Annotated in this window: 22 protein-coding genes; 11 read left to right on the top strand and 11 right to left on the bottom strand. The window is 58.7% G+C overall.

The window, feature by feature from the left end; translation table 11 throughout:
- Positions 1-59: 59 nt before the first annotated feature.
- Complete coding sequence (locus C6366_RS03255) at positions 60-833, bottom strand: hypothetical protein (RefSeq protein WP_199221411.1); 774 nt, start codon at positions 831-833, stop codon at positions 60-62.
- Complete coding sequence (locus C6366_RS03250) at positions 817-1992, bottom strand: RNA polymerase sigma factor RpoD/SigA (RefSeq protein WP_107735919.1); 1176 nt, start codon at positions 1990-1992, stop codon at positions 817-819. The genes C6366_RS03255 and C6366_RS03250 overlap by 17 nt, the downstream gene beginning before the upstream one ends.
- 275 nt (positions 1993-2267) lie before the next feature.
- On the opposite strand from C6366_RS03250, the gene C6366_RS03245 reads away from it, so the two are divergent.
- The 8 genes from C6366_RS03245 to C6366_RS03215 all read left to right on the top strand — a co-directional run bounded on the left by C6366_RS03245 (position 2268) and on the right by C6366_RS03215 (position 9883).
- Positions 2268-4715 carry a homocysteine S-methyltransferase family protein gene (locus tag C6366_RS03245; RefSeq protein ID WP_107735918.1) on the top strand — a complete coding sequence of 816 codons (2448 nt, stop codon included), beginning with the start codon at positions 2268-2270 and terminating at the stop codon, positions 4713-4715.
- A gap of 37 nt (positions 4716-4752) precedes the next feature.
- Positions 4753-5244, top strand: a complete 492-nt coding sequence (locus tag C6366_RS03240) for a TlpA disulfide reductase family protein (protein ID WP_158269619.1) — start codon at positions 4753-4755, stop codon at positions 5242-5244.
- Positions 5241-5717: an N-acetyltransferase gene (locus C6366_RS03235; RefSeq protein ID WP_107735916.1), complete on the top strand. Its 477-nt coding sequence runs from the start codon at positions 5241-5243 to the stop codon at positions 5715-5717. The genes C6366_RS03240 and C6366_RS03235 overlap by 4 nt, the downstream gene beginning before the upstream one ends.
- A gap of 40 nt (positions 5718-5757) precedes the next feature.
- Positions 5758-6285, top strand: a complete 528-nt coding sequence (gene hpt, locus C6366_RS03230) for a hypoxanthine phosphoribosyltransferase (RefSeq protein WP_107735915.1) — start codon at positions 5758-5760, stop codon at positions 6283-6285.
- Between the two features lie 107 nt (positions 6286-6392).
- Complete coding sequence (locus C6366_RS03225) at positions 6393-7241, top strand: DUF3426 domain-containing protein (protein ID WP_107736003.1); 849 nt, start codon at positions 6393-6395, stop codon at positions 7239-7241.
- Between the two features lie 114 nt (positions 7242-7355).
- Positions 7356-8714, top strand: a complete 1359-nt coding sequence (radA, locus tag C6366_RS03220; RefSeq protein WP_107735914.1) for a DNA repair protein RadA — start codon at positions 7356-7358, stop codon at positions 8712-8714.
- A gap of 253 nt (positions 8715-8967) precedes the next feature.
- Positions 8968-9378, top strand: coding sequence for a DUF6144 family protein (locus C6366_RS19190; RefSeq protein ID WP_146164754.1), 411 nt, complete (start codon positions 8968-8970; stop codon positions 9376-9378).
- Between the two features lie 85 nt (positions 9379-9463).
- Positions 9464-9883, top strand: a complete 420-nt coding sequence (locus tag C6366_RS03215; RefSeq protein WP_107735913.1) for a DUF4019 domain-containing protein — start codon at positions 9464-9466, stop codon at positions 9881-9883.
- A gap of 67 nt (positions 9884-9950) precedes the next feature.
- On the opposite strand, the gene C6366_RS03210 is transcribed toward C6366_RS03215, so the two are convergent.
- From C6366_RS03210 to C6366_RS03190, 5 genes are all read right to left on the bottom strand, one after another.
- Entirely contained in the window at positions 9951-10817 is an 867-nt protein-coding gene (locus tag C6366_RS03210; RefSeq protein WP_107735912.1) for a transposase, read from the bottom strand.
- Between the two features lie 76 nt (positions 10818-10893).
- The gene (blaOXA, locus tag C6366_RS03205) at positions 10894-11676 is read right to left on the bottom strand and encodes a class D beta-lactamase (RefSeq protein WP_107735911.1); all 783 of its coding nucleotides are present in this window, start codon (positions 11674-11676) and stop codon (positions 10894-10896) included.
- A gap of 139 nt (positions 11677-11815) precedes the next feature.
- A complete protein-coding gene (locus C6366_RS03200) occupies positions 11816-12358 on the bottom strand; it encodes a class IV adenylate cyclase (protein ID WP_107735910.1) in 543 nt (180 codons plus the stop codon).
- A gap of 801 nt (positions 12359-13159) precedes the next feature.
- A complete protein-coding gene (locus tag C6366_RS03195; protein ID WP_107735909.1) occupies positions 13160-14563 on the bottom strand; it encodes a sigma-54 dependent transcriptional regulator in 1404 nt (467 codons plus the stop codon).
- 14 nt (positions 14564-14577) lie between these two features.
- The gene (locus C6366_RS03190; protein WP_107735908.1) at positions 14578-16074 is read right to left on the bottom strand and encodes an ATP-binding protein; all 1497 of its coding nucleotides are present in this window, start codon (positions 16072-16074) and stop codon (positions 14578-14580) included.
- Between the two features lie 261 nt (positions 16075-16335).
- Here C6366_RS03190 and C6366_RS03185 point away from each other — a divergent pair, with 261 nt between their 5' ends.
- Complete coding sequence (locus C6366_RS03185; RefSeq protein WP_158269618.1) at positions 16336-16734, top strand: DUF4168 domain-containing protein; 399 nt, start codon at positions 16336-16338, stop codon at positions 16732-16734.
- Between the two features lie 696 nt (positions 16735-17430).
- Here C6366_RS03185 and C6366_RS03175 read toward each other — a convergent pair.
- The 4 genes from C6366_RS03175 to C6366_RS03160 all read right to left on the bottom strand — a co-directional run bounded on the left by C6366_RS03175 (position 17431) and on the right by C6366_RS03160 (position 19756).
- Positions 17431-17775, bottom strand: a complete 345-nt coding sequence (locus C6366_RS03175) for a tRNA-binding protein (RefSeq protein WP_107735905.1) — start codon at positions 17773-17775, stop codon at positions 17431-17433.
- Between the two features lies 1 nt (position 17776).
- The gene (locus C6366_RS03170) at positions 17777-17986 is read right to left on the bottom strand and encodes a 2-hydroxymuconate tautomerase family protein (protein WP_107735904.1); all 210 of its coding nucleotides are present in this window, start codon (positions 17984-17986) and stop codon (positions 17777-17779) included.
- Positions 17987-18099: 113 nt separating this feature from the next.
- A complete protein-coding gene (locus tag C6366_RS03165) occupies positions 18100-18684 on the bottom strand; it encodes a 4Fe-4S dicluster domain-containing protein (RefSeq protein WP_107735903.1) in 585 nt (194 codons plus the stop codon).
- Positions 18677-19756, bottom strand: coding sequence for an FAD-dependent oxidoreductase (locus C6366_RS03160; protein ID WP_107735902.1), 1080 nt, complete (start codon positions 19754-19756; stop codon positions 18677-18679). Before C6366_RS03160 ends, C6366_RS03165 begins: the two co-directional genes overlap by 8 nt.
- 205 nt (positions 19757-19961) lie before the next feature.
- Between C6366_RS03160 and C6366_RS03155 the strand changes: the two genes are divergently transcribed.
- The gene (locus tag C6366_RS03155; RefSeq protein ID WP_107735901.1) at positions 19962-20279 is read left to right on the top strand and encodes a carboxymuconolactone decarboxylase family protein; all 318 of its coding nucleotides are present in this window, start codon (positions 19962-19964) and stop codon (positions 20277-20279) included.
- A gap of 28 nt (positions 20280-20307) precedes the next feature.
- Entirely contained in the window at positions 20308-21660 is a 1353-nt protein-coding gene (locus tag C6366_RS03150) for an NAD(P)/FAD-dependent oxidoreductase (protein ID WP_107735900.1), read from the top strand.
- Positions 21661-21828 lie beyond the last annotated feature (168 nt).

Here is a 21828-nt window from a genome sequence, read left to right as displayed (position 1 = left end):
AGCGGATTGGAGCGCGAAGGTCCGTAAAGGGGAACGCTCGATCCGAGTGGGCGCGGTGGTCAGTTCGTCGCGGACATGGCCCGGCCCTGGGATGGGCAATGTCGCTGCAAGACCGAATACAGTCGGTTGCCGAGATGCAGCCCCAGCTCGATGAACTCTGGGCCGAAGGTCTTTCCGACCTCGGTGCGAAACGTGTTCGAGATCCCCCGAATACGTTCGACACCCTCCGGAAACTTGGCCAGGATCTCCCGCATGCACCATTCCTCGTAGTCGCAGATTTCCCAGAGCGTGGTGCCGAAGTTGTCCGGCCCCCACCGAAATTTGTCCGCGTCGTACAAGCAGGCCGCCAGCATCTCCTCCTGGTGGTCCGACGAGTTTTCCCGCGGACGGAAGGCTTCGTGGTTGCGGATGGCGAAGGCTATCATTTCCTTGTCCCTGTCCGTCAAGGGGAAGTTGGCCAAAATTTGAAAGGAAACTTCGGCTCCCCGGAGGGCGTGTTCGGGCTCCAGACGACAGATGTCGTGCTGCAGTCCGCTGAGCTGAGCCAAAAGGCACAGATGTCTGGCCTGATCCATGCCCCAGGGTCGGGCTTCTGCAAGGGCGATGGCTCCGGCTTCCACGGAGACCTTTTTTGCATGGTCGATTCCGTGGCCGTAGTCGTCGGCGAGAAAGGGCAGGACGTCCTCGGCGCACCGAACAACCAGAGGGTGATCGAAAAACAGTTCCTTGGAAAAGGCCAGTTCCGGCGCGAACCGGTCGTAAAATTGTGGAGGAGGTTGCATCCCAGCCAGATTTTTGGCTTCCAGTTTCATCAGCTCAAGTTCTTTCAACATGGTCGTCCGTTCCTTTGTCAGTAGCGGTTGCCAAGCTATGCGAAAAATTATCCCTGATTTTATCGATCAAACGGGCTTCGATCTGACGGACCCGTTCCCGGGTGATGTTGTATTTTTCTCCGATTTCACGAAGCGTCACGGGCTCTTCGTTCATCAGACGCTGTTCCAGGACGTCCCGTTCCTTGTCGTTGAGCGCGGGGATCATTTTCTGGATTTGGCTCTTGAGCAGGATGACCATTTCTTCTTCAGCCAGGAGGTCGTCCACGGGTGTGCTCAGGGCGGGCAGCATGTCCATGCGGGTCATGCTGGTGTCTTCGGAAAACGGGGCGTCCAGGGACATGTCCGAACTGCCCAGCCGCTGGTCCATCTCCGTGATGTCCTGTTCGCTGACGTTGAGGCTCTTGGACAGGGAAGCCGTGCTGGCGTCAAAACCCTGATTTTGCAAGCGTTGCCGCTCCTTGCCAAGGTTGTAGAAGAGCTTGCGCTGGGTCTGGGTCGTGCCGACCTTGACCATGCGCCAGTTGTCCATGATGAACTTGAGAATATAGGCTTTGATCCAGAATGAAGCGTAGTAGGAAAACTTGATGCCCCGTTCCGGGTCGAACTTCTGTAAGGCCTTCATCAGGCCGACGTTGCCTTCCTGGATCAGGTCCAAGATATTTTGCATCCAGCTGCGTTGAAAGTCCATGGCGATGCGGACCACGAGACGCAGGTGGGATGAGATCAGTCGAAACGCGGCCTTGGTGTCGTTTTGCTCTCGGTATTGGCGAATCAGGGTGAACTCTTCATCCGGCTTGAGCATCGGAAAGCGGTTCACTTCGCGCAGATAGAGCTGCAACGAATCTCGGATCGCAGGGGAGGAGGGCGTCAGGGAAAGGTCGATGGGGCCAGGGGCGTCGGTGATATCGGGTGCGTCGTCAAGGGCGGCGTTTGATTCGCCCTCAAGCCCTCCTTTGGGTTTTGTCTCGGGATGAATATCGGATTCGATATCCAGTTCGACTTCGGGGTCGACCGGGTCTTGTGTCAAGTCGTCGGTCAAGTCGGTCGCCAAATCGTCCGCCAGGTCGTCTGATGGTTCGGCGTGGCGGAAACCCTGCTTCCGTTGGGATGAACCCCTGGAAGCAGTCGCGGTCGCGGCGACTCGAGTCTTTTGCTTCATGCGGAAAGTATCCGGTTGCTCGGTCCGTTCGGGTGGGAGCGCATCGGGTGCGGGTGATCCGCGGCGGGTGAAACGAAGGGTTCCGGTGGCTTTGGTCCCACGGTCATGATCGGCGATCCTATATTTTTTATTTGTCCTTTTCAATGTTTTTCAGTAAGCGTTTCTTTTTCGGGGTAACGTCTCGATAAAGCGAGGCTTCACCGAGTCGGGGGATAATCTCGCGTGGCCTCGACATAACGCTTATCTTTATGAGTTGAAATCGGAGCGAAATCATAATGAGTCAAAAGGTCAGGGAACTGATTCAATCCGGAAAAATACTCCTGTTCGACGGGGCCATGGGAACGCAGCTTCAGGCCCGTGGACTGCAACCCGGCCAATCGCCGGAAGAGTTCGGAGACCGCAATCCGGAGGTGATCGCCCGGATCCATGAGGATTATCTGAACGCCGGGGCGATGTTTTTGACCACGAACACCTTCGGCGGGACGCGGTTCAAGCTGCCTCCTGGTCTCGACCCGCGGTCCTTCAACCGCAAGATGGCTGAAACGGCCCGGAGCGCTGCCGGTGTCAAGGGGTTCGTGGCCGGCAGCGTCGGTCCCACCGGTGAACTGCTGGCGCCGTTGGGCAAGATCGGCTTTTCCGAGCTGGTGGACGCCTTCTCGGAACAGATCGCCGGACTGGCCCAGGGCGGAGCGGACCTGATCCAGATCGAGACCCAGTTCGACCTGGGCGAGATCCGGGCAGCCGTCGTGGCGGCCCGCCAAGTTTGCGACCTTCCCTTGGCCGTGTCCATGACCTTTGAGTCCGGTTCCAGCTTGACCGGCACCTCGCCGCTGACCTTTCTGGACACCATGCAGAACCTCGGGGTGGACCTGATCGGGACCAATTGCAGTCTCGGTCCCGAGGGCCTGGAGGAGATCATCCGGGCCATGCTGCCCCGGGCGACCACACCGCTTTTGGTCCAGCCCAACGCCGGACTGCCGGTGTTGGAGAACGGAAAAACGGTGTTTCCGCTGCAACCCCAACCCTTCGCCGAACGGATGCTTCGTTTTCCGGCTTTGGGCGTCCAGAGCGTCGGGGGGTGTTGCGGCACCAGTCCGGACCATATTCGAGCCATGGCCCAGGCCTTGCGGGACGTGGACGTCGCTCCGCTCGAGGCCCGTAATGTGACCGGAGGACCGGATCTGATCCTGACCTCCAGGGCCGTCTCGGTTTGCATCGGACCTCGGGAGCCGTTGGTGATCATCGGCGAGCGGATCAATCCCACGGGCAAGAAGCAGTTGACGGCCCAGTTTCAGGCCGGGGAGCACGGTCTGGCCCTGGACATGGCCGGTCAGCAGATCGCCCAGGGAGCAAGGGTGCTGGACGTCAACGTCGGCGCTCCCATGGTCGATGAAACCATCCTGCTGCCGGATCTCGTCTCCATCTTGACCGCCCGTTTTCCCACGCCCTTGAGCATCGACTCCAGCAAGCCGGAAGCCATTGAAGCGGCCTTGCGCCAGTATCCGGGGTCGCCGCTGGTGAACTCCATCAGCGGGGAGAGCGGCCGGATGGAAGCGTTGGGGCCGCTATGTCGGACGTATGGCGCGCCGTTCATCCTGTTGCCCCTGGCCGGAAGCGACCTGCCAGAAACCGCGTCCCAGCGGCTAAAAATCATCGAGAACCTGTTGCGTCGGGCCGAGGACCTCGGGATCCCCCGGCGCTTGATCATGGTGGACGCCCTGGCTCTGACGGTCTCTTCCAAGCCGGAGTCCGCGAAGCATTGCTTGCAAACCATTCGGGCCTGTCGGGAAGAATGGAACCTGCCCACGGTGGTCGGTCTTTCCAATATTTCCTTTGGCCTGCCTGCCCGGGAACTACTTAACAGCACGTTTCTGGCCATGGCCATGGCCCACGGCCTCTGCGCGGTCATTGCCCATCCAGGGGCGCGGCGTGTACAGGAGATATTGGCCGCCGGGGAAGTCCTGCTGGCCCGGGACGCTCAGGCCAAGAGCTTTGTCGGCGGCTACGCCGATTGGAGCGGTGGGGGAACCGGCTCCGCGGTCACAGGCCTGGGCGGTCCAGCTGCAAAACCCGCGCTGACCCTTGGAGAAGCGGTGATCCAAGGCGACAAGGACCGGATTCTGGACCTCCTGGAAACGGCCTTGCAAGGCGGGGCCCAGCCTGGTGTCCTGTTGGACGAGGAACTGATTCCGGCGATCATGGAAGTGGGGCGGCGGTATGAAACACGAGAATTTTTTCTGCCCCAACTGATTCTTTCCGCGGAGACCATGCAGCGGGCCTTCGACCGGTTGACGCCCCTGCTTCGGTTGAACGCCGGGGACGCGCAACGAGCCCGGATCGTCATGGCCACGGTGGAAGGGGACATCCACGACATCGGCAAGAACATCGTCTGCCTGATGCTGCGCAACATGGGCTTCGAGGTCCACGATCTGGGCAAGGACGTACCTGCCGAGGTCATTGTCAGGGCCGCCCAGGACAAACAGGCTGGGCTTATCGGCCTGTCAGCGCTGATGACCACGACCATGGTCCGCATGGAGGACACGGTCCGCATGGTCAATGAACTCGGCCTGTCCACCAAGGTCATGGTGGGCGGGGCCGTGGTCACCGAGCACTTCGCGCAATCCATCGGCGCGGACGGCTACGCCCCGGACGCCGTGGCCGCGGTTCGCCTGGCCGCCAAGTTGCTTGGAGAGAATGGCCGGAGCCCGCTCGAGGCCTCTTGATCGCGGCTGTTCGTTGTTTCGCCATGAGGGAGTTGGCATGAAAAAGATAATTCTTCCCATACTCCTGTTGCTGGTCTTGGTTGCCTTGGCTCCGTTTCGGGCCTGCTGGGCCAATGAGGCCGATGGGGCCGATGATTTGCCGGTGATGGACGCTTTGGGTTTTGCCGATTTTTTGCGTGATCAAAGAGGCAAGGTGGTGGTCGTGGATTTTTGGGCCACGTGGTGCGGTCCGTGCCGCAAAAAGCTGCCGGCGCTGATGGCGTGCCGGGATAGCTTTTCCGAGGATGAGGTGGCCATGCTCGGCATTTCCCTGGACTTCAACCCCGGAACGTTGCGCAGTTTTCTCAAGGTCAATCAATTGAACTACCCAATCTTCCTTGCCGACGACGGCCTGAGCGCCGAACTGGGCATACAGGCCATTCCCTTGCTGCATGTCTACGACCCCCTCGGAGCGTTGGTGATCGTCGAGGAAGGCCTGACATCACCCGAAACACTGTGCCAGGACGTTGGCCGCTTGATCGCCCCATGACCGAACCCTCCGCGATTTACATCCGTAAGGCCCGGATTCAGGACGTCCGTACCATCCATGGCATGCTGATGGACTGTTCCAAACAAGGCCTGTTGTTGCCGCGCTCCTATAATCAACTCTACAGCCATTTGCGGGACTTTTTCGTCCTGGCCCCGAGTCAGGGCGGCGCGATTCTCGGATGCTGCGCCTTGAGCATCGCCTGGGAGGATTTGGCCGAAGTCCGCTCCCTGGCCGTGGCCTCGGAATGCCGAGGGCTGGGCTGGGGGCGACGGTTGGTGGAAGCGTGTCTGAGCGACGCCATTACCCTTGGCATTTACCGGGTTTTCACCTTGACCTACCAAGCGTCTTTTTTCGAACGAATCGGGTTTCAGGTGGTCAGCAAGGACAATCTGCCTCAGAAGGTTTGGGCCGATTGTCTGCACTGCCCCAAGTTTCCGGACTGCGACGAAATCGCCATGGCCATAGATATGTAGTCCCAAACCTTATCACAAGAATATCTTGTGCGAGCACTCCATGACCACATCCATGCAACTGATCATTGACGCTGAGGCCATTGCCAAACGAATCCGGGAACTTGGAGCGAAAATTTCCGAAAAATATGGCGACGAGCCACTGGTCATGGTCTGCGTCCTCAAGGGGGCGTTCATCTTTTTCGCCGACTTGGTTCGAGCCATGACCATCGAGCCGGAAGTAGATTTTGTTCGATTGGCCAGTTACGGTGCGCAGACATCGCGCAAAGAGCGGATTCTCTTCAGCAAGGACATGGAGCTTTCCGTACAGGACAAGCACGTGCTGGTGGTGGACGACATCGTGGATACCGGCCACTCCGCCCTGTATTTACTGAATGTGTTGCGGATGCGCGGCGCGAAAAGTTTGCGTGTCTGCGCATTAATCGACAAGCGGGAACGGCGGGAAGTCGACGTGGCCGTGGATTTCGCGGGGTTCGTGCTTTCCGAGGGCTTCGTCATCGGCTACGGGCTGGATTACGCGGAACGCTACCGTCATCTTCCCGCAGTCTATACCTTGAACGCGGATACCTGATAGAGAAACGGCGCGCCTTCCGGGATGCTGGCCCGTTGGCCCCTTTTTGCAAGTGAGCCGGCGCGGGAATAACTCGGGATGATCAGAGAAACATGAGGGGAAAAAAGATGTTGATCCAATGTCCCAACTGCGACACGAAATACAATTTAAATGAAGCCGCTATTGGCCCGGGTGGATCGAAGGTCAGGTGCATCCGCTGCGATCATGTCTTTTTCGTCGCCCCGCCGGGGGCGGATTCCTCGCAATCATCGCAGGGCCAAGGCCAAGCTCGGAAGACCGGTCTGGACCAGGAACTGAAGGAGGATTTCGACTGGCTGGATGAGGTGGAGCAGGAGGACAACAGCGGGATTAAACGCGGCAAGGACGGGTACTCCATTGAAATCCAAGCCTCTGAAGAGCCGAAGAACAGGACCATGACCTATGTCGTGGTTGGTCTTGTGGTCGCGATCATCCTCATGGCGTCGTTTCTGTATGTACAACGGACGCTGGGCCCCGTTTCGTCCTGGTTCGGTGGATCGTCGGAGTCCGAGATGGTGGCGGAACCGAAAGTGCTGGGCCCGGACGACGTACACCTGATCTCCTTGCAGAACGTGCGCCAGTATTTTGTCAGTAACGAAAAAATTGGCCAGTTATTCGTTATTGAGGGCAAGGCGCGCAACGATTTCCCCGAGCCCATGGAACTGTTTCGCATTGAAGCCAGTTTGTTCGACGCCGCCGGACAGGTCGTGGAGCGCAATGAATTCCTGGCCGGAAACTCCGTATCCCTCTTTCAGCTTCAAATCCTTTCAGAGCAGGAATTGGAAGCGGCCTTGAGCGCCCGGGTCGGCATCCTGACAAATAACACCAACATTCGGCCCGGAATGGACGTCCAGTTCATGGTCGTTTTTTCCAATCCCCCGGACACCGTTCAGGAGTACGGATTGAAAGTCATCGGCGCCCAGCATCCGCCCAGGTAGGTGTTCGTTCTTTTTTTCGGATAACGTCCTCCGTAGTAGGGTACGGCGCGCCGTGCCCCTACGGAGGGCAATGCCATTTGTCGACCGAATGCTTAACCCGTCCCGCCCTCACCGATGAAAACTCCCTCCGGCCTTTACATCTGCAACGACTGCGGGGCCCGGTCCCCCAGGTGGCAGGGACAGTGTCCGCAGTGTAAGGCGTGGAACACGCTCCAGGAAGCTCCGAAATCCTCTCCCGGCCGCCGTGACATCCGCCCCGTTGCCTCTCCCGTCAGTCTGACCGAAGGCGGCGACGCTCCGGTTGTGGCGTGGGCAACCGGGCTTTCCGGACTGGATGAGGTTCTGGGCGGTGGTTTGATGCCCGGGGCGTCCATGTTGGTGGGGGGAGAGCCGGGGATCGGCAAATCCACGCTGCTCTTGCAACTGGCCGCCCAGGCGGCGGGGAGCGGCAGGCGGGTGGTCTATGTTTCCGGCGAGGAATCCCTGGGCCAGATCAAGGCCCGGGCCCAGCGGCTGGGCGCCCTGATTCCCGGATTGGAAGCCCTGAGTACGAACCGGGTCGAGGACGTGCTGGCCATGCTTGGGTCCGGAAAGCAGCCGGCCCTTTTGGTCGTGGACTCGGTTCAGACCGTGTCATCGGAAGAGTCCGACGGCCTGCCCGGCAGCGTCAGCCAGGTCCGCACCGTGGCTATCCGCTTGGTGGAGAGCTGCAAGCAGTTGAACTGCTGTCTGATTCTGGTTGGACACGTGACCAAGGACGGCTCCATCGCCGGCCCCAAGCTTCTGGAGCACATGGTGGACACGGTGCTCTCCCTGGAGGGGGATCGCCAGCATATGTTCCGGTTGCTGCGGGTGCAGAAGAACCGCTTCGGCCCCAGCAACGAACTGCTGGTGTTCCAGATGGAGCAACGCGGTTTGACCGTGGTTCCGGACCCTTCCACATATTTCCTGGGCGACCGGGACCCCAGCTTGAGCGGTACGGCCCTGGTCATGGCCCTGGACGGCTACCGGCCCTTTGCCGTGGAGGTCCAGGCCCTGGCCACCAAGAGCTTCCTGCCCATGCCCCGCCGGACGGTCCTGGGCTTTGACGCCAATCGCCTGCACCTGCTTTTGGCCGTGTTGGAAAAGCGCCTGCGACTGCCTCTGGGCCAGTTCGACATCTATACCAAGATCGGCGGCGGCCTGCGCCTCCAGGACCCCGGCCTGGACCTGGGCGTGGTGGCCGCCGTGCTGTCGTCCTTTCTGGACAAGCCCTTGCCCGAACGGGCCGTACTCTGGGGAGAGGTGGACCTCAACGGCCAAGTCCGTCCGGTCCTGGGCCAAGACGTTCGCGATCGCCAAGCCCGACGCCTGAGCTATACCCCCATCCTTACTCCTCGTGGTACCGACGCCCCTCAGGGCGTGGCCAATATCGGCGAGCTGGCCAGGCTCCTGTTCGGAAACGCCGGTCCTGCCAACCCCAGACCCGATTAGGGACTTTTTTCACTCTGCACGAAGACATTCAACGAGCCGCGATCATTGCTAAATTGTTGTTATCCGCTCCTGTGTCATTGTTGGCGCTACTATGAGAGTTATGAGCTTGGTACAAAAAGTTATTTTACGCCAAGCTCCGGCATGGAAATGGCCATTTTCGCGAAGGCGAAAAATCGGCGATGGCTTGGGTTGTGAACTTTTTTACATAGTATTTTTTTATATTTATCAGAATTGATCATGGAGGTTTTATTGCATGGGCGTTTGGGTTAAAGAGATGTTGCGTAATTTGGATGAAAGTGTAGACCTTTCTATTCGCATCAAAATAATGGAAGCTTGCGGCGAGAAGTGCCCGTATACACATCTAACAGATGATAGGCTTTATGTAATAAAAGAATCATCAAAAGATGAATGCGATTTTTTAAAAAAAATATGTGATGAATGGCGACTGAAAAAAGAAGGTGAGAATTATTATGTTATTTTTGATAAGTGTTACTGTCCTTTAGTTAATGATGATCTTCATGGTGCTTCAAGCACATTGTGTTATTGTACGCTTGGAAATATAAAGAGAAAGTTTGCAATTGGGCTTGATCGAAAAATTGATGTAATTATGGAAAGCAACATTCTTTCTGGCGGCAAAGAATGTCGTTTCCTTATTAAAATATAGACAATTATCCGAATTTCTTGTGCTGATCAGAAAATAACATCTCCCTGGCAAAACTGTTCATTCGTTACCCATTAAGGAGCCTTCCATGAAGACTAATACACTGCTCGCTATCGCTCTCTATCTGTTTCTCGCAGGTACTGCGTACGCACAAGACCCGAATGCTGTTTCCAAGGCCGAGGCCTCGGCGGTTCAGTGGCTCAAACTTATGGACTCTGCTGACTACTCCGCGACCTGGGATCAAGCCGCCGGGTTGTTCAAGGCGGCAGTCCCCAAGGCGGACTGGGAAAGCGCGATTCGGGGCGTGAGAGCTCCACTGGGCGAAGTCATGTCGCGAAAGGTCAAGTCAGCCCAGTTTACACGGTCGCTGCCAGGCGCTCCGGACGGTGAATATGTCGTCATCCAGTTCGAAACTCGGTTCGCGAACAAGGCTGCTGCCGTGGAAACGGTGACGCCGATGAAAGATGAGGACGGATACTGGCGGGTATCTGGTTATTATATCAAGTAATGCGCACTGACGCCCAGCAACGGTTCGGATCGGTTCTTGCCGCTGCGCTGGCAGTCCTAATTTGGGGTCAGGTCTTGTTTTTTGATGTATTTCGTTCTTTTTTGATGATCCTGCTGACAGTGGCATAATGAAGTCCGAGATGCGCTGCAATCGACTGCTGGGAGTAGCCGTGCTCAATGTGTCCCGCCGCAATGGCCTTGTTTCGGTGCGGCTTTGACTGCCCTCCCGGGAAAAGCTTTTCCAGTGGAGGTCGCAGCGCAAAACGTTGAACCCTTGGGATTTCGGTGAATCCGGTTTTCTTCTGGAGAAATGGAAAGAGCTTTTCCAGGAATGGTTCCTCCCCCAAGAGACATTGCCCAACGAGCTTCTTCCAGGGTGACTCCTCGCTGATCCCCGCAAGAACGAACCTTTGGTACTCCAGTTGCGCCTGTTTCCGGTCATTTCCGAATTGGGCAAGAATCCAGTCCGTTGAGAGGAAGTCCGACTTTTTCTTCAACCCGGCGGTGGCGCAATAACTGGACCATGGGTACTCCTTGGGATGCCGCGCCATCCCGGCCCGAACCGGATTAAGGACGACATAGCGGCACAACTCCAACAGGTGGGAGTCCTTGTCAACCACAATGGATTTGAACCGCCCTTGAAAGACATGCCCGGTCCTTGCGTGGTTCCGGTTGAGTTTCTGGGTGTAGATCCCGTTCAGCTGCCGCATGCCCTGCGAGAGATTTCCATCCGGTGTCTCGATCAGGAGGTGATAGTGGTTGCCCATAAGGCAATAACCATGGCAAATCCAATTGTAGCGCTCAACCAGATCGGCAAGGATGGAGAGAAACAACCACCGGTCGTCGTCACCCAGAAAAATCTCTGATCGAGCATTCCCCCGAGCAGTCACATGATAGAGAGCCCCGGGAAACTCAATCCGAAGTGGTCTAGCCATGTAATCGACTTACCTCAAAGAAAATTAAAATACAAGACCTGACCCCAATCCCTGGTTGAATGATGGGTTGGGTGTCTCAAAATACGCCGAGCGCTTTAAGGCTGGCCTTTCCAAGCTCGACACGCTTAGTTGCATCTGAGGCTTCCCGAATGTCGATATTCAACGCATAGGCATAATCCCGACCATTCTTACTTACCCATCCAACCCACCAGCCGACACCAGGATTAGGGAAGTTTTCCCAGCCCGTCTTTCCGTAGAGCGTGGAATGATCTCTTTGTTCAAGCTGGATCGCGTCGCGCACAGCCTCTTGTTTGTCTTGCGGAAACGGCAATGTCCCTTGCGCCAATCGATTGAGAAACAGAGTTTGTTCCACAGCGCTGATCTTCAGGGGGCCGACCAACCAAAATCTATCGATGACCGTCCCGATCTCACCATTTCCGTAGTCGATTGCTCCAACTGCATCTCGCATGCGCGCAAGCCCGATACGTCGGGCGAGTTCCTGATAAATCGCTATGTTTGACAGAGTAATGGCTTCACGCAGGTTCATGTCTTTTTCCCACGCCTTGACGGGCTGAGGCCTCCCGCCGTAGGGGAGAACTTCATCGACATCCTTAGCGGCCCCAGCCGACAACCCGATGAGAAGGTTTGCAACCTTGAACGTGGAAGCCGGAATGAACTGTGTGTATGCGCGTTCTCGATTGTGACCCACAAGCTGCTCAGCAGCAACATCATAAAGGACGAACGTCCCTGTTACGCCTGCATCACGAAACAGTTGGCCAACGTGGGGACTATCTTGCCAGTCAAGGGCGTACGCTTGGCAAGAGAACAAGAATATGAAGCCGGTTACTATAAATCTCATACAAAACCCTTCTTATGTGATGAGTGAATTATCGATTGCATGGCGTACGCCCAATCGCGGCGCCGACCCGCGAGCACGGCGGATGGGAGCAGGCCGAAGGCCTGGTCACAGCCGGAACGCCGAGCGTGAGCTGCGGCCCTTAGGCCGTCGGGTCCACGCTATTGTTGGGCTCCAAGTCGACCAGCAGATCCACATACGCCCCAGCGACTAAATCCGACGCCTCAATGCCAAGCTCAGACATCAGCCTGTCCGCGATAGTGCGCCCTTCCGCTTCGGTCTGCTCTGGCCGGAGCACAACCTCAAGCTCAATGAACCGTCCAAGCCCTGCTACGTCGTCCAGGTGGATTCTTGCTTGCTCTGCAAAGAACAGCGTACGCCTCTTCTTAACCACTGCACGAACACCAAGCGCGGCCGCCAACGCCGCCTTGAGAGAATGGGGCTCGCTTGTAGGGGAGCGGATATAGGTTGATTGCTTGGGCCCAAGTGAATCCGGCCGGTCATACTCGATCAACTCCCCCATGCCGTCGCCGAACTCCCGGAGCTTGAGTCGCCCCCGCGGCACATGGAAGAACGTGTCCTCCTGCTCGATCAGCACGGATGGGCCCTCTGCGAGGCGGGCGGCTATGCGCCCCTGCGACACAACGTCGCGCGAGCGCGCCTTGATCTCAACATTGCGTGCCACTGAATCCTCCAATCTTTGCAACCGCCCAATCGCGGCGCTGACCCGCGAGCACGTCGAGATGGGAGCAGGCCGAAGGCCTGGTCACAGCTGGCGCGCGCAGTCGCCGGGAACAAGTGATTCTACAGTTTCCGGATAACTCCAAGATTCAGGTGATGGAGTCTGCCGCTAATTTTCCAGAAATCGTCGGATCAGGTTCATCGGGAACCCCAGCTTCCAAATAAACCAACTGTCAATTCAGGTAGAACAATTGGCATGGATTGGGCAAATATTTAGCAGACTTCTTCTGCATATCATGTCAAAAATGAAGGTTATCCGGAAGACGGGAGATTCCAGATGGAGGCCATTCCTGCCGAATTACAATCCAAATACAAGGCGTATTTACTGAACAAGGCGGTCCCGGAAAGCGAACAGGGGGCATACCTGAGATTGCTTCGCTATTATCTCTGGAGAGGGGTCAAATTTGTTTTTGGTTCTTAAGTATTCTATTTCTCTCCGAATCCACCCATCTCCAAAGCGCCTTTTCCTCCTTCAGCCTGGACTGAAGCCGGAGCAAGGAAAGGGTCCAAGGAAAGGGTCAAGGATGCTGCTGACCGTGCTGTAGGTCCATATTCCAAATGTCTGCGCGATACAAGAAAGCGTATCGCCGTCACCGCCGATCCGGACCGGCGGTGACGGTCAGGTCGGGAGAAAGTCCTTCTGACTATGAACACCCTACTTGTCAGAGTCGTCCATTGATGTAGCCGGAAGCCCTTTTTCGCGGGAATTGGCCGAATCGGCGGTGAACAAGGCAGCATTGCCTGGTCATCCCTGTTCGAGCTTGCGGTAGAGCGTGCGGCGGTGGATGTCGAGGATGGCGGCGGCGCGGCGTTTGTTGCCGTGTACCGCGTCCAGGACGTGGCGAATGTAGTGGTGTTCGGCCTGGGCCAGGGTGGGCAGGTGTTCGCCGTCCGCGGCCATGGCCGTCAATAACGGAGCCGATTGCAGGGCCGGCTGGCCGCCGTTGTCCCTGATCCGGCTGGGAAGGTGCGCGGGCAGAATGGTGGTCCCGTCGCAGAAGGTCACGGCACGTTCCATGGCGTTTCGCAGTTCGCGCACGTTGCCGGGGAATGGGTAATTTTTGAGGATATCCAGGGTTTTTGGTTCAAATCCATGGATGTTTTTGTCCACCTGGATGCTGAATCGACGCAGGAAACGACCGGCCAGCAGTTCCAGGTCGTCGCCGCGTTCCCGCAAAGGCGGGAGTCTGAGGGTGAAGGTCTCCAAGCGGAAAAAGAGATCCTCGCGAAATCTTCCGGCCTCGACCTCCTGCTCCAGGTCGCGGTGGGTGGCGGCCACGGTGCGCACGTCGACCTGCTCCTCCTTGTCCGCTCCCACGGGACGAATTTTGCCGTCCTGGAGAATACGCAACAGTTTGGCTTGCAGGAAGAGCGGCATTTCCGAGATTTCGTCCAAAAACAGGGTGCCGCCCTCGGCTTCGGCGAACAACCCCCGCCGGGCCTTGCCCGCGCCGGTGAAGGCACCGGCCTTGTGGCCGAAAAATTCGCTTTCCAGCAACTGCTCCGGGATGCCGGCGCAGTTCACGGCCTGAAGCGCCCCTTTCCGCCGCGGGCTGGCCGCATGCACCGCCCTGGCCACCAATTCCTTGCCCGTTCCCGACTCCCCCAGGATCAGCACCGGTCCATCGGCTTGGGACACGCGGTTGATCTGATCGAACAGGCCGCGCATGGCCGGGCTTTGACCGACCATGCCGTGAAACGCGTCCTGGCTCAGATAATCCCGGATGCGTTGAATCTCCTGGCGCAACGCCCTGTTTTCCATTATTCGGGCCACCGTCAGGGTGAAATGATCCAGATCCAGCGGCTTGGTCAGGAAATCCTCGGCCCCGGCCTTGAGCGCCTCCACGGCCTTGGAAATGCTTCCAAAGGCCGTGATCAAGAGAAAATCCGGAGAGTTATCCTTCTCTTCGCTTTTGATCCGTCGCAACAGTTCCAGGCCATCCATCCCCGGCAATCGCAGATCACTGACCACCAACTCCGGTCGCCATTCCTGGATTACGGCCAGGGCCTTTTCAGCATTGTCCACCCAGTGGGCGGTCAGGTCGTGGTCGTCCAGTTCCTGGATCAGGAGCTGTCCGAAAGATTGATCGTCCTCAACGACCAGCACCTTGTTGCCGCCGACACCCTGCTCTGTTTGGCGTGGAGCCATGCTCAGCTCTCCTTTTAACCCTGGGTCGTGGGCTGGTGGTCAACGGGCAGCCAGATGCGAAAGAACGCTCCCCCCAGCCGGCTCTTGCCAAAATCGATGCTCCCTTCGTGGTCCCGAAGAATACCGTGGACCACGGCCAAACCCAGCCCGGTACCATGGCCTACGCTTTTTGTCGTGAAGAACGGTTCAAACAGCTTGGATTCTATATCCTCTGGAATGCCTGGACCATCGTCGTCCACCTGCATCCACGCTTGGTCGTTCTCTCTGCCCCAGGAGACGACGACTCGCCCGCCGGTGGCGGACTGGACCGCGTTGCGGATCAGGTTGACCAAGGCCTGCTCCATGCGCACCGCGTCCAGGTTGATCCGAAGCGTTTCCTTTGCCTCGTTCAAGGGAAAGGATGGTTCCAAGTGAACCCGGTGTTTCTCGGCTTCCTCGCTTGCCGCGGACAGAGCGGAGCGGATCAGTTGGACCAAACTGGTCGGCTTTTTGCGCAACGCGTGGCCACGACTGAAGTCCAGAAGTTGGCGGATGATGTGCTCCATGCGGTCCACTTCCCGGCGTACGTCGCGAAGCGTCTCCACGATCTCGGCGTCCAGGCCGGCCTTGCGCAGGGCGCGCTGCGCCTTGCCGCTGACGACGCTTAAGGGCGTCCCCAGTTCATGGGCCACGCCGGCGGCCAGTTGTCCGATGGCGGCCAGTTTTTCGGCCTGACGCAATTGGGCCTGCAATTGGATCTGTCTGATGCGCCGTTCTCGGAGTTCTGCCTTGGCCTCTTCAATGGTATCCAGCATCCGATTGAATTGCCGGCCGATGGTCACGATTTCCTTCGGTCCGTGGGGGTGAAGGCGATGGTCTCGATCCCCCTGGGTCACTCTGGAGATGCTGTTTCCCAGGCTGGAGAGGTGACGGCCCAGGGCGCGGTGATGCCCGAAGAGAACGAGCCCGGACATGCCCAGCAACCCCAAGCCCAACCCCAACGCGACGCGAGCGCGAAGAGCCCGGACATCCTCCTGGATGTCGCTTTTTCGCCGGGTCAGTTGGAGCAGGCCGTTGACCTTGCCGCCGGAGTCGCTCAGCGGGACGAAGTATGAGAAAACCTCTCGCCCGGCCACGTGTCCGTACTCCCCGCGCTGCTCGCCGTCCGTGGCCAACTCGGTCAGCCGCTCCTGCTCCGGTGTCGGTTCGCTTCGCCCGGCCGAGGCGATCAGGCGCCCCTGCCGATCATACACATACGCACTGTAGACCCTGCCAATGGAAAAGGCGGATTCCACCGCCCGCAGCACGCTGCCTTGACGGTCCAACTCCATGGAATGGCTCAGCGGCAACTGAAGCGCCCTGGCCACCAGTTCCAGATCCTTTTGCATCCGGTGCTCGATATTCCGCTCCACGAGCTGCAGGAGCAGGTAACCGGTCAGCCCCATGGCCAGGGCCAAGGGCAGGATAACGGAAATGACCAGGGCAGTACGCAGACTGAAGTAGTCGGACAACGCCGGGATACGATGGAGCATGGTCCTCCTTGCGTGGATAGGGATGAAGTTGCACATGTGACTTATTTATACATGCCAAGAGGACGCACTTCAAGTTTGATCACGTTGAACGTTGTTTCCGTTTCGTTCGACAAGAGGCGTCAATATCTTGTATTATATTTATATTTTGAATTTTTTGTGATTGGGAGGGAGACTGTTTCGGTTCTGGCACGGTGCATGCTTAAAGAGGGATGATGCCGCTTGATGACCTTGCGGCTCAAATTTATTCGGAGGTTTTTGACGATGAAGAAGTTTTTTTTGCTGCTGACTGGATCAACTCTCGCATGCTTGCTCGTTTTGGCCTTGAGCGTGGGCGTTCACGCCCAGACCGGTCAAGCCGAGGGACAGCCGATGATGCAGCAGCCGGGAACCGCGGCTCAATTCAGTGATGCCGAGCTTCAAAAAGTTGCGACCGCATATCTTGAAATTCATGAGATTCGCATGGAATTGCAGGAATCCCTGGCCGAGGTGGCCGATCCGGAGTCCGCCCAGCGAATGCAGGAAGAAGCGGGGGCGGCCATGGTCCAGGCCGTCCAGGAGAGTGGGTTGGACGTGGACACGTATAATCAGGTCATGCAGGAAGTGCAGATGAACTCCGGATTGCAGGAAAAACTGGCGTCCAAGCTGGATCAAATGCAGTAGGTATGCTGGCGTAACGCCTGAATACTAAGGGGAAATGATGTTCGCGAAAAAGACCGTGCTCTTACTGATACTGGCAATGGGGATGTTGTTGGGGACCGCGTGCGGTCCTGAACCGGAAGAATACGAGCCACCGGCCAGGCCAGGGGAAAGTCCTCCTGGGTACGAACAGCCAACTGGGCAGGAACGTCCGTTGATGCAGCCTGAAGCTTCACCTGAAGCGCCAATGGGAGAGCCTGGGTCAGAGCAGAACTTGCAAACCGATGGACAAGGCCGGGAGCAAGGCGTGCCGTTTGACGCGCAGCCGACGCAATAGCGTCGAGCCGATAAGTCGTGGGGCGGATTCCGGATCTCGCACCGAGAGACCGAGTGCGGGAACGACCCATTCACATGGCGGATGGTGAACCATAACCATAAAACCATCTTCGTCGAAACAACGCCCCATGTTGTTGTTTCGTCGCATAAAACGCACGAGGGCCGGTCGATGCATCGACCGGCCCTCGTGCGTTTTACTGCTCGGCAATGTCTGAATTATTTCCCGACTGCGTGGAAGGTATCGTTTCACTCAAATGAATCAGTGCAAGATCATGGATTCTCGGCAAAAAATTAACGATGCCGGATATTTCGATATATTGAGTTTGTTTGCCTTGCGTAGAGATCGGCATTGGCTGGGTGCATGTGAGCCTTGCATTGCAACACTCAACCCAGCCTGGCCCCGTTGGGCACGGGCTTGTCCGGCACGGCCAGGATCACCCCGCCGTCCGGGCGGTAGAAGCCGGTCAGCAGGAACTCGGAACGCATCGGGCCGATCTGTTTGGCCGGGAAGTTGGTCACCCCGACCACCTGTCGGCCGATGAGGTCTTCCGGCGCGTAGTGGTCCGTGACCTGGGCGCTGGTCCGCTTGCGGCCGATTTCCGGGCCGAAATCCACCTCCACGATATAGGCCGGCTTGCGGGCTTCGGGAAAAGGTTGGGCGTCCACCACCGTGCCAACGCGGATCTCCACCCGTTCGAAATCCTGCCAGGAAATGGTCTCCTCGGCCATTTCACGCCTCCTTCTGTTTGCGGCGCAGGGCGGTGACCGGTTCCCCGCCGATGCCCCAGTTGTCCGTCTCCACCTCGTCGACGACCACTACCGTGGTCCGCGGGTTCTTGCCCAGCACGTCGGCCAACAACTCGGTGACACCCCGGATCAGCAGGGCTTTCTGCTCCGGGGTAGCTCCTTCCTTGGTAATTTTGATGTTCACGTACGGCATGGTTTACTCCTAATTTCCATATGATCGTTGATTGTTCCCACGCTCCAGCGTGGGAACGATCAGACACAAACAGGGCATGAATCCGCGTTTGGGAGGCATCAGTCAAGAAGCGTTCAACTGCCCTGATCTTCCTCCTTTTCCGCCGTGCCTGCCGCATAACCTTCCACGCTGACGGACTTCTTCATGGCCCGTAGGCCGACCTGGGTGCCGAAGCGTTCCGGGTGCATGTGGGACTGGACGATGCCCTCGGCTACCCGCTGACGCAGTTCGGCCTCGATTATTTCCGGGGAGCCGAAAAGGATGGCCCCGCAGGGACAGATTTCCACGCAGGCCGGCGTCATGCCCTTGGCGCGGCGTTCGGCGCAGAGATCGCATTTGGCCACGGGATTGGGGCCGGTGCGGGAATGGGAGATGGCGGCAAAGGGGCAGACCGAGAGGCAGACCATGCAGCCCACGCAGGTTTTGGGCTGGAGGATGACCGCGCCTTCGTCGTCCTGGTAAAAGGCGTTCACGTTGCAGGCCTTGAGACAGGCCGGGTTGGCGCAGTGGTGGCAGCTGATGGGCACGGTGATCCCGTCGCTGGTCCGGGTCATGTGGATTCGGGGCTGGCCGTACAAATATCCGCAGACCGCCTCGCAGCTTTCGCAGCCGATGCACAGGTTGTAGTCGATGTACAGGGTTTTCTTGGACTTAGACATCGGCCACCTCCTTCCCGAAGGCCGTGTCCTCCGATTCTCCCGTTGATTCCCCCGAGTCCGGAGGGTGAGCCTTGATCCAGCCGTCCAGGGATTCCGCGGCCTTCAGGCCGCTGAGAATGGCCCGACCGATTTTTGATGGCCCGGTGAGCACATCCCCGGCCACGAAGACGCCGTCGAACTTGGTCATCTGCAACCAGCCTTTGCCGTCCTTGGAAATGTCCTCCAGGCGCAGTTCGCGGGGAAAGGGATTGGTGGGCACCTCGCCGATGGCCGCCACCACCAGGTCCACGTCCAGCTCCCGCGGTTCTTCGCCTTGGGTGAAAACCAGCCGCTGGGCCCGCTTCTCGCCGACAATCCGTAGCGGCGTGGCCCGCTCCACCCAGCGCACTCCGCGCTGACGCAGCAGTTTGATTTCCATCCGTCCGGCCGGGGCTTCGTCCACCGTCTTGCGGTAGAGCAGGGTGATTTCATCGGCCCCCAGGCGGAGACAGCTTTGGACCACGTCCACCGCGGACAATCCCGCGCCGATTACCGCCACACGTCGCCCTTCGACCTTGGGGGGCGCGACAAGGGGCATTTGGGCCGGGGATTGGGTCATCTTGCAGGCCCGCAATGGGAAGAGAAATTCCAGGGACGTATAGACCCCGGCCAGGTCTTCGCCGGGGATGTTCAGTCGTCGCGGACGCCAACTGCCGGTGCAGATCAATACGGCCGCGCATTCGTGGAGTAGTTCGGACAGACTGACCATTTCGTCCACGAATTCATCGCCGGACTCGCATACTTTGTCCTGGGTGCAGATCTTCGTGCAGAAATGGAACCGTATGCCGTACTCTTCGGCCAGCTTTTCAGCGGCATCCTCGATGCGCCGAGCCGGAATCCGGAAGCCGGGAATCCCGAAGACCAGCAGTCCCCCGGCCTTGGGCAACTTGTCGTAGACATGCACCTCATATCCGGCGCAGGCCAGCCAGCCGGCCGCGGACAACCCGGCCGGCCCGGACCCGACCACCGCCGCCTTCAACCCGTTGGGCGGAGGCGGCGCGGAACAGAGAAACGCGTAGTTCATGGTGTTCATGAGCGTTGATCCTTTGGGGAAAACAGCGATACAGGCCTCATTAAAAATGAAAAGGAGGTTGCTGGATAACCTACTCCTTCTTTGCTAGATTGCAAGGCTGACGGCGTTATTGCGCGGCGAACGGTTCGGGCGGCATGGCGTGCGCCATGTACGAGGAGCGTTGATCGTCCGTTGCACCGGAAATTCAACCTCGAAGGAGATGCATATGTCCAAGGATAAATTGCCGAAGAATTTTCAGAAATTGCAGCAGAATCACCCCGAGTTCATGGCCGCGGTGGGCAATCTGGGCAAGGCCGTGCGCGAGGCCGGTCCGCTGGATGAGAAGACCATCAACCTGCTCCAGATGGCCGCCGCCGCGGCCCTGCGCATGGAAGGGGCGGTGCACAGCCACGCTCGCCGGGCCATGTCCGCCGGGGCCACGGAAGCGGAGGTACGCCACGCCCTGATCGTGCTCACCTCGACCATCGGCTTCCCGGCAGTGGCCACGGCCACGAGCTGGGTCAACGACGTGAGTGAAGATTAGCAATCCGAAAACCGAATCTGGAGGCAAGATGCAACGGCACGACGTGATCGTCGTCGGCTCCGGAACGGCCGGCTATACCGCGGCCCATGCCTGCCGCAAGGCCGGAAAGAGCGTTCTGGTGGTGGACAAGCGGCCCTTTGGCGGAACCTGCGCCATGCGCGGTTGCCAGCCCAAGAAGATCCTGGTGGCCGCGATTCAGGCCGTGCATGGGGCCAACGCCCTGCACGGGCAGGGCGTGGCCGGAGAAAGCCGCCTGGATTGGCCTTCCCTGATGCGCTTCAAGCGCGACTTCACCGATGCCGTGCCCCAGGGTTCGGAGCGGGGCTTTCTCGATGCCGGGATGGCCACGGCCCACGGCCTGGCCACGTTCACCGGCCCCCGGCGGCTGCGGATCGGAGAAGAGGAGCATGAAGCCGAACACGTCGTCATCGCCGCCGGGGCCGTGCCCAGAAAACTGGATATACCCGGCGGCGAGCTGCTGCTGGACAGCGACGCCTTCCTGGAACTCAACGCGCTTCCGGAAAGCATCGCCTTCGTGGGCGGCGGATTTGTCTGCTTTGAATTCGCCTTCATCTGCGCCCTGGCCGGGGTGCGCACGACGGTCATCCATCGCGGCGACCGTTTTCTGCGCAATTTCGACCCGGACCTGGTCGCCTTGCTCGTGGAGGCCGGCAAGGCGCGAGGGATCGAGTTTTTGTCCGAAACCATGGTCAACGCGGTGCGCAAGGACGGCCAGGGCCTCCTGCTCGACCTTGCCGGATCAGGCCCGACCTCCCTGCACGTTCACAAAGCCGTGGCCGCCGCCGGGCGCGTGCCGGACCTGGACGGGCTGGGGCTGGACGTTGCCGGAGTCAGCGTGAGCCCGACGGGGGTTGGCGTGAACGCCTTCATGCAAAGCGTTTCCAACCCTGCTGTGTATGCCGTGGGCGACGCGGCGGACACGCCGTACGCCCTGGCCACCACCGCGGACATGGAGGCCGAGACCGCGGCGATCAACATTCTCCAGGGCAACACCACCCAGGCGGACCACGCGGCCGTCCCCAGTGTCGTGTTTTCCGTTCCGCCCCTGGCCACCGTGGGCATGAGCGAGGAGCAGGCCCGCCAGGCCTCGGAAGAACAAGGCTTCATGCTCACCGTGAACACCGGCGACGCCACGGGCTGGATGACCTCTCGGCGCATCGGCCAGAAGCACGCGGCCTACAAGGTCATTTTGAATCAGGACGCCGGAACGATCCTGGGCGCGCACCTGCTGGGCCACAACGCCGAGGAGATGATCAACGTCCTGGCCCTGGCCATCAAGTTCGGACTGACCAGAACACAGCTCAAAAGTCTGCTCTGGGCCTACCCGACCCACGTTTCGGACATCAAGTACATGATTTGATGAGCATCTCTTGGAGAGGGGGGGGAGGATCTGTTGAAGATTGAAGAAATGAACCGCCCGCTTCGCTCAGGACGCAGAGGCCGCCAAGAAGAGTTTTTTGCCTTCCGCCGGAAAGATGCGGAAGGCAAAAGGCTCACGGCCTGACGGCGATTTCCGGTTTCCGCCGAA

The sequence above is a fragment of the Desulfonatronum sp. SC1 genome (assembly GCF_003046795.1).
GTDB lineage: Bacteria > Desulfobacterota > Desulfovibrionia > Desulfovibrionales > Desulfonatronaceae > Desulfonatronum.
Note: the sequence above shows the minus strand (reverse complement) of the source record. Positions and strands in the feature narration are given on the sequence as shown.

Excerpts from the sequence above, each read along its gene's own strand:
- C6366_RS03255 (WP_199221411.1), bottom strand. The coding sequence starts at position 833 with ATGTTGAAAGAACTTGAGCTGATGAAACTGGAAGCCAAAAATCTGGCT.
- C6366_RS03250 (WP_107735919.1), bottom strand. The coding sequence starts at position 1,992 with ATGAAGCAAAAGACTCGAGTCGCCGCGACCGCGACTGCTTCCAGGGGT.
- C6366_RS03245 (WP_107735918.1), top strand. The coding sequence starts at position 2,268 with ATGAGTCAAAAGGTCAGGGAACTGATTCAATCCGGAAAAATACTCCTG.
- C6366_RS03240 (WP_158269619.1), top strand. The coding sequence starts at position 4,753 with ATGAAAAAGATAATTCTTCCCATACTCCTGTTGCTGGTCTTGGTTGCC.
- C6366_RS03235 (WP_107735916.1), top strand. The coding sequence starts at position 5,241 with ATGACCGAACCCTCCGCGATTTACATCCGTAAGGCCCGGATTCAGGAC.
- hpt (WP_107735915.1), top strand. The coding sequence starts at position 5,758 with ATGACCACATCCATGCAACTGATCATTGACGCTGAGGCCATTGCCAAA.
- C6366_RS03225 (WP_107736003.1), top strand. The coding sequence starts at position 6,393 with ATGTTGATCCAATGTCCCAACTGCGACACGAAATACAATTTAAATGAA.
- radA (WP_107735914.1), top strand. The coding sequence starts at position 7,356 with ATGAAAACTCCCTCCGGCCTTTACATCTGCAACGACTGCGGGGCCCGG.
- C6366_RS19190 (WP_146164754.1), top strand. The coding sequence starts at position 8,968 with ATGGGCGTTTGGGTTAAAGAGATGTTGCGTAATTTGGATGAAAGTGTA.
- C6366_RS03215 (WP_107735913.1), top strand. The coding sequence starts at position 9,464 with ATGAAGACTAATACACTGCTCGCTATCGCTCTCTATCTGTTTCTCGCA.
- C6366_RS03210 (WP_107735912.1), bottom strand. The coding sequence starts at position 10,817 with ATGGCTAGACCACTTCGGATTGAGTTTCCCGGGGCTCTCTATCATGTG.
- blaOXA (WP_107735911.1), bottom strand. The coding sequence starts at position 11,676 with ATGAGATTTATAGTAACCGGCTTCATATTCTTGTTCTCTTGCCAAGCG.
- C6366_RS03195 (WP_107735909.1), bottom strand. The coding sequence starts at position 14,563 with ATGGCTCCACGCCAAACAGAGCAGGGTGTCGGCGGCAACAAGGTGCTG.
- C6366_RS03190 (WP_107735908.1), bottom strand. The coding sequence starts at position 16,074 with ATGCTCCATCGTATCCCGGCGTTGTCCGACTACTTCAGTCTGCGTACT.
- C6366_RS03185 (WP_158269618.1), top strand. The coding sequence starts at position 16,336 with ATGAAGAAGTTTTTTTTGCTGCTGACTGGATCAACTCTCGCATGCTTG.
- C6366_RS03175 (WP_107735905.1), bottom strand. The coding sequence starts at position 17,775 with ATGGCCGAGGAGACCATTTCCTGGCAGGATTTCGAACGGGTGGAGATC.
- C6366_RS03170 (WP_107735904.1), bottom strand. The coding sequence starts at position 17,986 with ATGCCGTACGTGAACATCAAAATTACCAAGGAAGGAGCTACCCCGGAG.
- C6366_RS03165 (WP_107735903.1), bottom strand. The coding sequence starts at position 18,684 with ATGTCTAAGTCCAAGAAAACCCTGTACATCGACTACAACCTGTGCATC.
- C6366_RS03160 (WP_107735902.1), bottom strand. The coding sequence starts at position 19,756 with ATGAACACCATGAACTACGCGTTTCTCTGTTCCGCGCCGCCTCCGCCC.
- C6366_RS03155 (WP_107735901.1), top strand. The coding sequence starts at position 19,962 with ATGTCCAAGGATAAATTGCCGAAGAATTTTCAGAAATTGCAGCAGAAT.
- C6366_RS03150 (WP_107735900.1), top strand. The coding sequence starts at position 20,308 with ATGCAACGGCACGACGTGATCGTCGTCGGCTCCGGAACGGCCGGCTAT.